Consider the following 13,166-nt stretch of genomic DNA (forward strand, 5'->3'; position numbering starts at 1 on the left):
CACCCCCACCCCCACGCCAACCCCCAGCGCTCCCGCAGACCTTCGTACCTCAAGGAGTCGATCCACCATGGCGAGCGAAGCGCCGACCGGCCAGGTATCCGATCTCGACTGGCTGATGAGCGGCCTCGTGCAGCGCGTACCGCACACCACCAGCGCGGTCCTGCTGTCCTGCGACGGGCTCGTGAAGTCGGTCCACGGGCTCGACACCGACAGCGCCGACCACATGGCCGCCCTGGCCTCCGGCCTGTACTCCCTCGGACGCAGCGCGGGCGTCCGCTTCGGTGACGGCGGAGACGTCCGTCAGGTGGTCGTCGAGCTCGACTCGACGCTGCTGTTCGTGACCACCGCGGGCTCCGGCACCTGTCTCGCCGTGCTCGCCGGCCGCGAGGCCGACGCGGCCGTCCTCGGCTACGAGATGGCCATGCTGGTCAAGAGCGTTCGCCCCTATCTGGTGACCGCACCCCGGCAGCACGCCGTCGAGTCCCCGGCGTCCCCGGTGATGAGGCCTTGAGCGTGGCGGCGGCCGGCGACGGGCCCTGGCTCGACGACGCGGCCGGACGCCTGGTGCGCCCTTTCACGGTCAGCAACGGCCGTACCCGGCCCACCGTCGCGCTCGACCTCCTGTCGCAGGTGATGGCCACCGGCGCCACCCCTCTCGGCTACCTCGGCCCCGAGCACACGCAGGCGCTCGACCTGTGTCGCGCGCCCGTCTCGGTCGCCGAGGTCGCCGCACATCTGAAGCTGCCGGCCGCGGTCACCAAGGTGCTGCTGTCGGACCTCGTCGACTGCGGGGCGCTCACCACCAAACCCCCGGAGTTCCACCACAACCCCACTGACCGGGCTCTTCTGGAGGCAGTGCTCGATGGACTACGACGACAGCTCTGACCCCTTCCCCACCGCACTCAAGATCCTGGTGGCCGGAGGCTTCGGAGTAGGCAAGACGACCTTCGTGGGCGCGGTCAGTGAGATCGCCCCGCTCAGCACGGAGGAACTGCTCACCACGGTCAGCGCCGCGACCGACAACCTGGACGGCATCGAGAACAAGGTCGAGACGACCGTCGCCATGGACTTCGGCCGTATCACCCTCGACCCGGAACATGTGCTGTACCTGTTCGGCACGCCCGGGCAGGAGCGGTTCTGGTTCATGTGGGACGAGCTCTCGGAGGGCGCGCTCGGCGCGGTCATCCTCGCCGACACCCGGCGCCTGGAGGACTGCTTCGCGGCCGTCGACTTCTTCGAGCAGCGCGGCCTCGGATTCATCGTCGCGATCAACGAGTTCGACGGCTCGTACCGCTACGACCCCGAGGAGGTCCGCGCCGCCATCGACCTCGCCCCGGAGATCCCCGTCATCCGCTGCGACGCCCGGATCTCCAGCTCGGGTGTCCAGACCCTGCTGACCCTCGTACGCCACCTCATCGCCCACGCCCCGGCGCCCGCGCCGAGCCACGGCGCCCACAGGTGATCGCCGTGCACATCTTGTCGCCCACCACTCCACGGAGCCGCATATGACCTTCGCCCACCGCGCCGGAACCCGCCGATGAGCTACGACCCGGTGCGTCCCGCCGGTCGCCTGCTGCTCACCCCCGAGGACAAGGAGGCCCCCGCCCGGGCTCGCCGACTGCACGGGCTGGGCCTGGGGGAGCGCCCGGAGCCCGCGCTCGACGCGTTCGCCGACCGGCTCGCCGAGGTGACCGGGGCGCCGTACGCCATGGTCAACTTCCTTGACGAGTACGGGCAGTTCTTCGCCGGGCTGCACGTCCCCGCCGTCCGGCCGGTCCTCGTCGACGCGGACGGGACCAAGCCGGAGCTCGGCCGCCGGCTGGCGCGCGACCACGGTTTCTGCCCGCATGTGGTGGTGCGGCGCAAGGCGTTGGTCCTGGAGGACGTCAGCGACTATCCGCGGTTCGCCGGCAATCCCGTCGTCGACGAGTTCGGCATCCGCTCCTATCTGGGCGCACCGCTCGTCGACCGGGGCGGCATGGTCCTCGGCACGGTGTGCGTCGCCGATGTGGAGCCGCGGCCCTGGGGGAAGAGCGGTCTGGAGACCATCAAGTCGGCGGCGGCGGAACTCGTCGCGCGCGTGGAGCGGATGGAGGCGGACGGCCTGCCCCTGTGAACGTGTGCCGGCTTCGTACGCCCTGACGCCCCGTCGTCGCTCACACCCCGCCCCGCCAGACGTTGTCGAACGCGGCGCTCTCGATCGCCCGCCGCTGCCGCACCGCCTCCAGCTCCATCACCGCGTCCCCGACGGCCGCCAGCACGGTCGTCACGGTGTCGTCGGTGAGGTCCGCCGCGTCACCGGCCGGTTCGTCCTGGATGCCGGCCGCGGCGGCCAGGGCGGCGAACACCGGCTCGCCCGAGGCCCGGCGCGCCTCGGCGCGATGCCGCTCCGGCGAGTCCACCAGCTCGGCGTGTCCGGCCCGCTGGGCGATCCGCAGCCCGCGCGGGCGGGCGCTCAGCCCCTCCTGCTCCAGCGCGGAGTCGTACGCCGCGGAGAGCCCGCGGCCCCGGCGCCACAGCCAGTCCTCTACCGACTCGTACGGCTCCTGTCGTACGACGGTGGCGGCAGCCTCCGTCAGCAGGGGGTCGACCGGCACCGACTGCGCGCCCGGCACGACATGGTCGCCGTCCACCGCCAGCGCGCCCGCCTCCACGAGGTCGAGCAGCTCGGAGGCCGCGAGCGCGAGCGACAGATCGCCCTGTTCCAGGGGTCGGTCCTGGGCCGCCGCCAGGGCGACGATCGCGAGATCACGTGCGGTGTTCATCGGCGGCTCCACATCGGTCGCAGGCATCCTCGCCCCTCCCAACGGGCCGGTGGGCGGCGGTGTTCCCCACCCACGGGTGGCGTGAAGAAGATCTGCGGCGGCGCTTAAGAAAACCTCGATGGACCTGAGGGGGCGTCGTACGGCAGATTGCTACGCGATTCCACCCCTCTTCCCGGCTGCGGGCCGCTTCGGCGTGCCCGCGCGCGGGAACGCACCCTCAGGAGCCGTAGCGGTGAAGGCGCTGGTCAAGGAGAAGGCGGAGCCCGGACTGTGGCTCGCGGACGTGCCCGAGCCCGCCGTGGGACCCGGCGACGTACTGATCAAGGTGCTGCGCACCGGCATCTGCGGCACCGATCTGCACATCCGGTCCTGGGACGGCTGGGCGCAGCAGACGATCCGTACGCCGCTGGTGCTCGGGCACGAGTTCGTCGGCGAGGTCGTCGAGACCGGCCGTGACGTCGTCGACATCGCCGTGGGCGACCGGGTCAGCGGCGAGGGGCACCTCGTGTGCGGCAAGTGCCGCAACTGCCTCGCCGGCCGCCGCCACCTGTGCCGGGCCACGGTCGGGCTCGGCGTCGGACGGGACGGGGCCTTCGCGGAGTACGTCGCCCTGCCCGCCTCGAACGTGTGGGTGCACCGCGTCCCCGTGGACCTCGACGTGGCCGCGATCTTCGACCCGTTCGGCAACGCCGTGCACACCGCGCTGTCCTTCCCGCTGGTCGGCGAGGACGTGCTGATCACCGGGGCCGGGCCGATCGGCCTGATGGCGGCGGCCGTGGCCAAGCACGCCGGGGCCCGCAACGTCGTCGTCACCGACGTCAGCGAGGAGCGCCTCGACCTCGCCCGCAAGATCGGCGTCAGCCTCGCGCTCAACGTCGCCGAGTCCTCGATCGCCGACGGCCAGCGCTCCCTGGGGCTGCGCGAGGGCTTCGACATCGGCCTGGAGATGTCCGGCAACCCGACCGCGATGCGCGACATGATCGCCAACATGACGCACGGCGGCCGGATCGCCATGCTCGGCCTGCCCGCGCAGGAGTTCCCGGTCGACTGGGCCCGCATCGTCACCTCGATGATCACCATCAAGGGCATCTACGGCCGTGAGATGTTCGAGACCTGGTACGCGATGTCGGTCCTCCTGGAGGGCGGTCTCGACCTCGCCCCCGTGATCACCGGCCGCTACGGCTACCGCGACTACGAGGCGGCGTTCGCGGACGCCGCCAGCGGCCGCGGCGGCAAGGTCATCCTCGACTGGACTGCGTAACTCCGGACCGCGTAACCCTTTAGGAGCCCCTCCCATGTTCGACTCTGTCCGTGACGATCTCCGCGCCACCCTCGACGAGATCCGCGCCGCCGGTCTGCACAAGCCCGAGCGCGTCATCGGCACCCCGCAGTCCGCGACCGTGAACGTCACCGCGGGCGGCCGCCCCGGTGAGGTCCTCAACTTCTGCGCCAACAACTACCTCGGTCTCGCCGACCACCCCGAGGTCGTCGCCGCCGCCCACGAGGCGCTCGACCGCTGGGGCTACGGCATGGCGTCCGTGCGCTTCATCTGCGGTACGCAGGAGGTGCACAAGGAGCTGGAGGCCCGACTCTCGGCCTTCCTCGGCCAGGAGGACACGATCCTCTACTCCTCCTGCTTCGACGCCAACGGCGGTGTCTTCGAGACCCTCCTCGGCCCCGAGGACGCGGTCATCTCCGACGCCCTCAACCACGCGTCGATCATCGACGGCATCCGCCTGTCCAAGGCCCGCCGCCTCCGCTACGCCAACCGCGACATGGCCGACCTGGAACGGCAGTTGAAGGACGCCTCCGACGCGCGCCGCCGCCTGATCGTCACCGACGGCGTGTTCTCCATGGACGGCTATGTGGCCCCGCTGCGCGAGATCTGCGACCTCGCCGACCGCTACGACGCCATGGTCATGGTCGACGACTCGCACGCCGTCGGCTTCGTCGGCCCCGGCGGCCGCGGCACCCCCGAGCTGCACGGCGTCATGGACCGCGTCGACATCATCACCGGCACCCTCGGCAAGGCGCTCGGCGGCGCGTCCGGCGGCTATGTGGCGGCCCGCGCGGAGATCGTCGCCCTGCTGCGCCAGCGCTCCCGCCCGTACCTGTTCTCCAACACCCTCGCCCCGGTGATCGCCGCCGCCTCCCTCACGGTCCTCGACCTGCTGGAGTCGGCGGACGACCTGCGGGTCCGGCTGAACGAGAACACGGCCCTGTTCCGCCGCCGGATGACCGAGGAGGGCTTCGAGATCCTCCCCGGCGACCACGCCATCGCCCCCGTGATGATCGGCGACGCGGCCAAGGCGGGCCGCCTCGCGGAGCTGCTCCTGGAGCGCGGCGTGTACGTGATCGGCTTCTCCTACCCGGTGGTGCCCCAGGGCCAGGCCCGCATCCGCGTCCAGCTCTCCGCGGCCCACTCCACGGAGGACGTGAACCGCGCGGTGGACGCCTTCGTCGCGGCCCGGGACGAGCTGGAGGCGGAGGCGGCTGGCTGAGCCCGAGCACACGGGGGCATTTGAGACAATCGATCCCATGATCGAAGCGCGGCGGCTGCACATCCTCCGGGCGGTGGCCGACCACCGTACGGTGACGGCGGCTGCCGCCGCGCTGTATCTCACGCCCTCGGCGGTGTCCCAGCAGCTCACGGCCCTGGAGCAGGAAACCGGGCACCGCCTGGTCGAGCGCGGCGCGAAGGGCGTACGGCTGACCGCGGCCGGCGAGATCCTGCTGAACCACACCAACGCCGTTCTCGCCCAGCTGGAGCGCGCGGAGGCCGAACTGGCCGCGTACGGCTCGGGCGAGGCCGGCACGGTCACCGTCGCCTCCTTCGCGACCGGCATCGCCCTGGTCGTCGCGCCCGCGGTGGCGAGGCTCGCGGTGACCTCCCCGGGCATCCGCATCCGCGTCCAGGACGCCGAGGGCGACGCCAGCCTGCCGATGGTCCTGGACCGGCAGGTCGACGTCGCGGTCGCCGTCGAGTACCGCGGGGCACCCCCGGCCGACGACCCCCGTCTGACCCACGTCTCCCTGTACGCCGAGCCCTTCGACGCGGTCGTCCCGGTGAGCCACCGGCTGGCGGAGGCGGGCGAGGTGCCGTTGGCGGAGCTGGCCAAGGACCCGTGGATCGGCCCCTACCCGGGCAACCCCTGCCATGAGGTCGTCGTCCTGGCCTGCGAGAACGCGGGCTTCCAGCCCAGTCTCGAACACTCCTCGGACGACTTCCGCGCGGTCGTCGCCCTCGCCTCGGCCGGCGCGGGTGTGGCGCTCGTACCCCGCTCGGCGCTGATCGGCATGGACCTCACGGGTGTCGTCGTACGACCGGTCGACGGCGTCGCACCCACCCGGCGGGTGTTCGCGGCGGTACGGCGGGGCGCGGAGGGGCATCCGCTGATCCGGCCGGTGATCGAGGCGCTGGCGGGGGTGGCGGAGAGCGGGACGTAACCTGGCCGTTTCATATCCGGGATAGTGTCCCGGATATGAAACAAGCGGAAGCCGAGACCGTCCCGGACCCCGTCGACGCCCGACTGGGTGCCCGGCTGGCCGAACTGCGCGCCGAACGCGGCTGGTCCCTCGGGGAGTTGGCCGAGCGCGCCGGAGTGAGCAAGTCGACGCTGTCGCGGGCCGAGCGCGCCGAGATCAGCCCCACCGCCTCCCTGCTGAACCGCCTGTGCGCGGTCCACGGACGGACCATGTCCCAGCTGCTCAGCGAGGTCGAGACCGAGCCCCCGCTCCTGGTCCGGGCCGCCGAGCAGCCCGTGTGGGAGGACCGGGCCTCCGGTTTCGTACGGCGCTCCGTGTCACCGCCCCACAGCGGGCTGCGCGGCGAACTCGTCGAGGGACGGCTCGCCCCGGGCTCCGACATCGCGTACGACAGGCCGCCCGTGCCCGGGCTCGAACAGCACATCTGGGTCCTGGAAGGCGCGCTGGACATGACCGCGCAGGACGTCGAGCACCGACTCGACACGGGGGACTGCCTGCGGCTGCGGGTGTGGGGGCCGACACGGTTCCGGTGCGCCGGGCCGGAGCCGGTGCGGTACGTGCTGGCGGTGGTGCTGCCGTGATCGTCACCCGACTCGACGCCGACCAAGTGCAGCTGTACGTCGAGGAGTTGGCCGACCTGATGGCCGACACCGTGGACGGCGGCGCCTCCATCGGCTTCCTCGCACCCCTCGACCGCGCGACGGCCGTCGCCTGGTGGAAGGAACGGGCGGCCGCGGTGGCGTCCGGACAACTCGCCGTCTGGATCGCCCGTGCCGACGACCGGACGCTCGGCACCGTCAGCCTGGCCTTCCCCGACAAGCCCAACAGCTGCCACCGCGCCGAACTGGTCAAGCTGATGGTCCACCGGGACGCGCGCGGGCGCGGTCTGGGACGCGGGCTCCTGACGGCCGCCGAACAGGCCGCCGCCGACGCCGGCATCACCCTGCTCCACCTCGACACCGAGACCGACAGCCCGGCGGAGCGCCTCTACACCTCGGCCGGTTGGACCAGGGTCGGCGTGATCCCCGACTACGCGGCCGACCCGGGCGGGGTCCTGCGGGGCACCACCCTCTACTACAAGGAGCTCGGGACAACCGCTCCCACCAGGTGATTGTCAGTGGCAGCCGCTACGGTGCGTGTCATGCCGGATGCCGAAGACGTACGCCGTATCGCCCTGTCCCTGCCGGACACCACGGAGAAGATCGCCTGGAGCATGCCCACGTTCCGGGTCGCGGGGAAGATGTTCGCCACGCTCCCCGAGGAGGAGACCTCCCTCGCGGTCCGCTGCCCCAAGGAGGAGCGGGACGAACTGGTGCTCGCCGAGCCGGAGAAGTTCTGGATCGCCGACCACGAGGCGCAGTTCGCCTGGGTCCGGGCCCGCCTCGCCGCGCTGGAGGACGAGGACGAACTGCGGGACATCCTGGCCGACTCCTGGCGCCAGGCCGCCCCGCCCCGACTCCTCGACAGCTATCCGGAGTTGGGGCGTCCGGTCGGCGAGTGAAATTCCCCGGGCGCTGTCAGTGCCCCGTGGCATGATCCGGAGGCGTGGCGGCTGGGGAGCCTGCGGGTGCGGGTGGTGCCGGGAGGGGTGTGGGGATGACCGGGGTGTCGTCGAAGGGGGAGGCGTACGGCGCGAGCGCCGAGGACATCGGCCCTCGCCGGGCGAGCGAGGCGGCCGTGCCCGCCGTCTGGTCACGGGACTTCGCCCTGTTCTTCGTCGCGCGGGCCGTCGCCGCCCTCGGCCACACCATCCTCCCGGTCGCCCTGGCCGCCGGTCTGCTGGAGCACGGCTACGGGGCGGGCGCGGTGGGCCTCGCGATGGCTTCCTCGGCCGCGTCCTTCGCCGGGCTCGTGGTCTTCGGCGGTGTCATCGCCGACCGCTTCGACACCCGCAAGGTGATGATCGGCGCCGACGTGGTGCGGCTGGGCACCCAGACCCTCGCCGCCGCGCTCTTCTTCTCCGGGCATGTGGTGCTGTGGCAGATCTGCGCCATCGGCTTCGTCAACGGCGTGGCGGGCGCCCTGTTCCAGCCCGGTGTCGCCAGCACCGTTCCGCGGCTGGCCGCCGATGTGCAGGGCGCGAACGGCGCGATACGCATCGCGGAGGCCGGCGCCCAGCTCGCCGGCCCCGCCCTCGCCGGACTGCTCGTCGGCTTCGCCTCGGCCGGCGGCGTCTTCGCCGTGGACGCCGCCATGTACGCGGTCAGCGCCCTGTGCCTGCTGGCGCTCCGGCTGCCGCCGCGCGCCCCGGACGACGGACCGGCGCCGCGCGCGGCCAGCACCTTCCGGGCCGATCTGGCCACCGGCTGGCGGGAGTTCAGGGGCCGCACCTGGCTGTGGGGAGTGATAGCCATCTGGGGCCTGTACATGATCTCCGTGTCCGGCCCCACCGTCCCGCTGGTCGCCACCGAGGTCGTCCAGGACCACGGCCCGCGCGCCTACGGCCTGGTGAACTCCGCGCTCGGCGCCGGCACCGTCGTCGGCGGACTCCTCGCCCTGCGGCTGCGCCCGCGCCGGATGCTGCGCGCCGGATCGATCGCCCTGGTCGGCTTCGGAGCCTTCCCGGCGGCCGTCGGCGCGGGCCTCGGCGTGCCCGCCATGATGGCCGGAGCCGCCGTCGCCGGGACGGGCATGGCGTTCTGGAGCGTGATGTGGTCGACCAGCATCCAGACCCAGGTCCCGCCCGACGCCCTCAACCGCATCCACGCCTACGACGTCGCGGGCTCCCTCGCCCTGATGCCGGTCGGCCAGGCACTCGCGGGCCCGTCCGCCGGGGCCCTCGGCGCCGACCATGTGCTGCTGGTCGCGGGGGTGATGAGCCTGGTCGTCTGCGGTGCCCTGCTCTCGGTGCCGGCGATACGCGACCTGGTACGCGCCGACGCCGTGGCTTCGCCTTCCCGATAAACGGGTGCGCGACCACCGACCCGAGTGCGGTATTGTTTCACTGCACGTTCGGCCGGGGGAAACCCCAGGTCAGACGGACACCGGGACGTGGCGCAGCTTGGTAGCGCACTTGACTGGGGGTCAAGGGGTCGCAGGTTCAAATCCTGTCGTCCCGACGGTGTGAGAGGGCCTTCACAGGCGACAGCCTGTGAAGGCCCTTCTTCGTGCCGTCAGTTCGCCCCGAGCACGGACCCCAGCGCCTCGTCGACCGTCGGGTGGGCGAAGTCGAAGCCGGCCTTGAGCAGGGCCGACGGTACGGCACGGCAACTGCACGTGATGCCTGTCGCGAACTCCCCGAGCACCGCCCGGAGCGCGAACGCGGGCACGGCGGCCAACGTGGGCCGGTGCAGCGCCCGGCCCAGCGCCTCGGTGACGGCACGGTTGGTCACCGGTTCGGGGGCCGTGAAATTGACCGGACCTGAAAGCTCCTCGGCGGCGATCGCGAAACGCAGCGCCGCGAGGTGATCGGTGAGCGAGATGAACGGCCAGTACTGCTCGCCCGAGCCCAGCCGACCCCCCAGACCGAAGCGGAACAACGGCAGCAGACGGCCGAAGGCGCCGCCCTTCGCCGAGACCACGAGGCCGGTACGCGGATGCACGACCCGGACCCCGGCCTCCCGGGCCGGGTCGGCGGCGGCCTCCCAGGCGGCGCACACGTCCGCCAGGAAGTCGTCCCCCGCGGGTGCGCTCTCCTCGATGACCAGGTCACCGGTGTCGCCGTAGTAGCCGGTCGCGGACGCGGAGACGAGCACGCGTGGGGGAGTGGCCGCCTCGGCGCAGGCCCGCGCGATCGTCTCGGTCCCGGCGGTCCGGCTCCGGCGGATCTCCGCCTTGTACGCGGCGTTCCAGCGCCGGTCCCCGATCCCGGCGCCCGCCAGATGCACGACCGCGTCGACCCCGTCCAGCGCGCCGGGCTGGACCACGCCGCCGACCGGGTCCCACCATGCCGACTCGCCACCGTCCCCGGGGGTGACGGCCGAGCGGTCGCGCACGAGGCGGAGGACGCCGTGGCCGTCGGCGAGGAGCGAGCGGGTGAGGGCGGAACCGATGAGTCCGGTGGAACCGGTGATCGCGACGCGCATGGCGTCCTCCCAGGCTGGGGTCGTGCGTCCTAGTCGTTCAAATTTGAACCCAACCTACTCCGTGCCGTGTCCCGACCGCCGAGGAGGGGCCTGTGACATGGCTCATCGCGCGGCTTTCCCGGCGAGGGAAGGCGGCGCGTTCACGCCTGCGCTGACGCGAGGTCCACCCAGGTCCGCCGCTCCGCGGACCGCGTCATCGCGTCCAGGGCCGCCGCGCTCGCCACCGCATCCTGGAGCGTCGCGCCGTACGGGGTCCCCTCGGCGATCGAACGGAGGAACCCGTACGCCTCGATGACCTTCAGGTCGTCGTAGCCCATGGTGTTGGCGGAGCCTGGCTGGAAGGCGCCGAACTCGCCCGCGCCCGGGCCGACGTAGAGCGTGCTGACGGGCTGGTCCTGGTAGGCCGTGCCGCGGCTGACGCCGAGTTCGCCCATGCGCCGGTAGTCCCAGAAGACCGCGCCGGTGGTGCCGTGGATCTCGAAGCCGTAGTTGTTCTGTTCGCCGACCGAGACCCGGCAGGCCTCCAAGACGCCTCGGGCGCCGGAGGAGAAGCGGAGGAGGCAGTTGACGTAGTCGTCGTTCTCGACCGGGCCCAGCTCGCCGCCCGTCGCGCGGGTGTGGCCCGCGGTGGCGCCGGAGGGGCGGGCCCGCTCGGGGACGAAGATCGCGGTGTCGGCGGTGAGCGACTCGATCTCCCCGAGGAGGTGGCGGGCGAGGTCCACGCCATGCGAGGCGAGGTCGCCCAGCACTCCGCTGCCGCCGCGCTCCAGCTCGTACCGCCAGGTCAGGGCACCCTCGGGATGGGCGGCGTAGTCGCTGAAGAGGCGGATGCGGATGTGGGTGACGGTGCCGATCTCGCCGGCGGCGATCAGTTCCCGGGCGGCCTGGACGGCGGGCGCGTTGCGGTAGTTGAAGCCGACCGTGCCCTGGACGCCTGCCTTGGCGACCGCGTCGGCCACCGCGCCGGCGTCCTCGGCGGTCAGGCCGACCGGCTTCTCGATCCAGATGTGCTTGCCCGCCTCGGCCATCGCGACGCCGATCTCGCGGTGCAGGAAGTTCGGGGCGGTGATGCTCACGGCCCGCACGCGCGGGTCGGCGGCGACCTCGCGCCAGTCGCGGGTCGCGGACGCGAAGCCGTACTGGTCCGCGGCCTGCTCGGCGCGGCCGGGCACCTCGTCGGCGACGGTCACGAGCTCCGGTCGCAGCGGCAGCTGCGGGAAATGGTGCGGCAGCCGGGCGTAGGCCTGGGTGTGCACCCGCCCCATCCAGCCGAAACCCACCACGGCGATGCCGAGCCTGTCCACGATGACCGCCCTTCCTCATGCCTGTCCTGGAGTTTTGGACCGTTCCAAAGCTCCGGTGGCTCACGATGGAGCCGTTCACGTTGAGTGTCAAGGGCTTGCGAGGCGAACAGCAGGTGTGGAACGGTCCAGGCATGAGGACCCCGACCATCCGTGACGTCGCCGAACGCGCCGGCGTGTCCAAGTCGCTGGTCTCGCTGGTGCTGCGCGGCTCCGAGGGCGTACGTCCCGAGAAGCGCGCGGCCGTCCTCGCCGCCGTCGAGGAACTCGGCTACCGGCCCAACGCCGCCGCCCGCAGCCTCAGCGAGCGTCGCACCCGCACGGTCGGCGTGCTCCTGAACGACCTGCGCAACCCCTGGTTCGTGGAACTCCTCGACGGGCTCAACTCCCGCCTCTACGACAGCGGACTGCACACCCTGCTCGCCGACGGGCACCTCAACCGCCGGCTCGGCGAGGACCTCACCCGCACCTTCACCGAACTGCGCGTCGACGGCCTGATCGCGGTCGGCACGCTCCAGGACCCCGGGGCGCTGCGCACCGCCGCCGGGCAGGTCCCGACCGTCGTCGCGGGCGCCCGTGAACCGGAGCTGCCCGGCGTGGACGTCGTCGCCAACGACGACGAACACGGCGCCCGCCTCGCCACCGAGCACCTCATCGGGCTCGGCCACCGGCACATCGCGCACATCGCCGCGCAGGGAGCCGTGGGCGAGCTGCGGCGGAGGAGCTTCGAGGCGGTGATGCGGGAGCACGGGCTGAACGGGGTCACTGAGCAGGGCGACCTCACCGAAGAGGGCGGCTACCGGGCCACCGTACGACTGCTCAACCGCCCTCAGCGGCCCACCGCGATCTTCGCCGCCAACGACATGACCTGCGTCGGCGCGCTGTCCGCCGCCGAGGAGAGCGGCCTGCGGGTGCCGCGGGACCTGTCCCTCGTCGGCTACGACAACACCTATCTGTCCCGGCTGCGCCATCTGTGGCTGACCACGGTGGACAACGCGAGCCGCGACGTGGGCCGGCGCGCGGCCCAGCGGCTGCTCGACCGGATCGAGGACCCGGACCGGCCGCGCGAGGTCGAACTCGCCGCGCCCGTCCTGGAGGTGCGCGGCACCACGGCACCGCCCCGCTAGTCCGCCCGCATACGGCGGTTGACCTCGCCCAGCCCGTCGGCGAGGGACGTCAGCTGCTCCGGGGTCAGCACGTCGATGAGCAGCTCGCGGACGAGTGCCACATGGCCCGGCGCCGCCCGCTCCAGCATGCGGCGGCCGGCGGCGGTCAGGACGGCGTAGACCGCGCGGGGCTCGCTCGGGCAGGAACGGCGGTTCACCAGGCCCGCCTTCTCCAACTGGCCGATCTGGTACGTCAGTCCGCTCTTGGTGTGGAACAGCGCGTCGGCGAGCGCGCTCATGCGCATCTCGCGGCCCGGCGCGGCCTCCAGACGGACGAGGATCTCGTACTGGAGGTGCGTGATCCCCACATCGTCCTTGAGCTGCTGGTCGAGCCGCCGGTCGATGAGCGCCCCGGCGGCCACGAAGGCGTACCAGGCGCGGCGCTCCTCCTCGTCCAGCCAGCGCGGTGCGGTCATGCCCTCA

The 13,166-nt window shown here is 72.3% G+C and carries 16 protein-coding genes and 1 tRNA gene; 13 read left to right on the forward strand and 4 right to left on the reverse strand.

Going from position 1 to position 13,166, the window contains the following annotated elements; translation table 11 throughout:
- The first annotated feature begins 67 nt into the window (after positions 1-67).
- From EJC51_RS39610 to EJC51_RS39625, 4 genes are all read left to right on the forward strand, one after another.
- A complete protein-coding gene (locus EJC51_RS39610) occupies positions 68-511 on the forward strand; it encodes a roadblock/LC7 domain-containing protein (protein WP_126275484.1) in 444 nt (147 codons plus the stop codon).
- Between the two features lie 2 nt (positions 512-513).
- A complete protein-coding gene (locus tag EJC51_RS39615; RefSeq protein ID WP_059194968.1) occupies positions 514-885 on the forward strand; it encodes a DUF742 domain-containing protein in 372 nt (123 codons plus the stop codon).
- A complete protein-coding gene (locus EJC51_RS39620) occupies positions 863-1,462 on the forward strand; it encodes a GTP-binding protein (protein WP_097271158.1) in 600 nt (199 codons plus the stop codon). Before EJC51_RS39615 ends, EJC51_RS39620 begins: the two co-directional genes overlap by 23 nt.
- Before the next feature lie 75 nt (positions 1,463-1,537).
- Positions 1,538-2,116 (forward strand): GAF domain-containing protein, encoded by a 579-nt coding sequence (locus tag EJC51_RS39625; RefSeq protein ID WP_126275485.1) that lies wholly within the window; start codon positions 1,538-1,540, stop codon positions 2,114-2,116.
- 40 nt (positions 2,117-2,156) lie between these two features.
- On the opposite strand, the gene EJC51_RS39630 is transcribed toward EJC51_RS39625, so the two are convergent.
- Positions 2,157-2,765 (reverse strand): GPP34 family phosphoprotein, encoded by a 609-nt coding sequence (locus EJC51_RS39630; protein ID WP_126275486.1) that lies wholly within the window; start codon positions 2,763-2,765, stop codon positions 2,157-2,159.
- A 232-nt stretch (positions 2,766-2,997) separates the two neighbouring features.
- Between EJC51_RS39630 and tdh the strand changes: the two genes are divergently transcribed.
- The 8 genes from tdh (at position 2,998) to EJC51_RS39670 (ending at position 9,310) form a co-directional block, all read left to right on the forward strand.
- The gene (gene tdh / locus EJC51_RS39635) at positions 2,998-4,026 is read left to right on the forward strand and encodes an L-threonine 3-dehydrogenase (RefSeq protein ID WP_126275487.1); all 1,029 of its coding nucleotides are present in this window, start codon (positions 2,998-3,000) and stop codon (positions 4,024-4,026) included.
- A 34-nt stretch (positions 4,027-4,060) separates the two neighbouring features.
- Positions 4,061-5,266, forward strand: coding sequence for a glycine C-acetyltransferase (locus EJC51_RS39640; protein WP_126275488.1), 1,206 nt, complete (start codon positions 4,061-4,063; stop codon positions 5,264-5,266).
- A gap of 37 nt (positions 5,267-5,303) precedes the next feature.
- Complete coding sequence (locus tag EJC51_RS39645) at positions 5,304-6,212, forward strand: LysR family transcriptional regulator (RefSeq protein WP_126275489.1); 909 nt, start codon at positions 5,304-5,306, stop codon at positions 6,210-6,212.
- 35 nt (positions 6,213-6,247) lie between these two features.
- A complete protein-coding gene (locus EJC51_RS39650) occupies positions 6,248-6,832 on the forward strand; it encodes a helix-turn-helix domain-containing protein (protein ID WP_126275490.1) in 585 nt (194 codons plus the stop codon).
- Positions 6,829-7,362, forward strand: coding sequence for a GNAT family N-acetyltransferase (locus EJC51_RS39655; RefSeq protein ID WP_126275491.1), 534 nt, complete (start codon positions 6,829-6,831; stop codon positions 7,360-7,362). Before EJC51_RS39650 ends, EJC51_RS39655 begins: the two co-directional genes overlap by 4 nt.
- A gap of 30 nt (positions 7,363-7,392) precedes the next feature.
- On the forward strand, positions 7,393-7,752 hold the full coding sequence (locus EJC51_RS39660) for an MmcQ/YjbR family DNA-binding protein (RefSeq protein WP_079308418.1): 360 nt from the start codon (positions 7,393-7,395) through the stop codon (positions 7,750-7,752).
- 95 nt (positions 7,753-7,847) lie between these two features.
- Positions 7,848-9,155, forward strand: a complete 1,308-nt coding sequence (locus tag EJC51_RS39665; RefSeq protein WP_126275493.1) for an MFS transporter — start codon at positions 7,848-7,850, stop codon at positions 9,153-9,155.
- Positions 9,156-9,236: 81 nt separating this feature from the next.
- Positions 9,237-9,310 (forward strand) — tRNA-Pro (locus EJC51_RS39670).
- Between the two features lie 54 nt (positions 9,311-9,364).
- Here the strand turns inward: EJC51_RS39670 and EJC51_RS39675 are convergent.
- Positions 9,365-10,276 carry a TIGR01777 family oxidoreductase gene (locus EJC51_RS39675; RefSeq protein WP_126275494.1) on the reverse strand — a complete coding sequence of 304 codons (912 nt, stop codon included), beginning with the start codon at positions 10,274-10,276 and terminating at the stop codon, positions 9,365-9,367.
- 140 nt (positions 10,277-10,416) lie between these two features.
- Entirely contained in the window at positions 10,417-11,583 is a 1,167-nt protein-coding gene (locus EJC51_RS39680) for a Gfo/Idh/MocA family protein (protein ID WP_126275495.1), read from the reverse strand.
- A 128-nt stretch (positions 11,584-11,711) separates the two neighbouring features.
- Here EJC51_RS39680 and EJC51_RS39685 point away from each other — a divergent pair, with 128 nt between their 5' ends.
- On the forward strand, positions 11,712-12,704 hold the full coding sequence (locus EJC51_RS39685) for a LacI family DNA-binding transcriptional regulator (protein WP_126275496.1): 993 nt from the start codon (positions 11,712-11,714) through the stop codon (positions 12,702-12,704).
- Here EJC51_RS39685 and EJC51_RS39690 read toward each other — a convergent pair.
- Positions 12,701-13,159 (reverse strand): MarR family winged helix-turn-helix transcriptional regulator, encoded by a 459-nt coding sequence (locus tag EJC51_RS39690; protein WP_126275497.1) that lies wholly within the window; start codon positions 13,157-13,159, stop codon positions 12,701-12,703. The two genes, EJC51_RS39685 and EJC51_RS39690, sit on opposite strands and share 4 nt — an antisense overlap.
- Positions 13,160-13,166 lie beyond the last annotated feature (7 nt).

Origin of the sequence: Streptomyces aquilus (assembly GCF_003955715.1) — a bacterium.
Classification (GTDB): domain Bacteria; phylum Actinomycetota; class Actinomycetes; order Streptomycetales; family Streptomycetaceae; genus Streptomyces; species Streptomyces aquilus.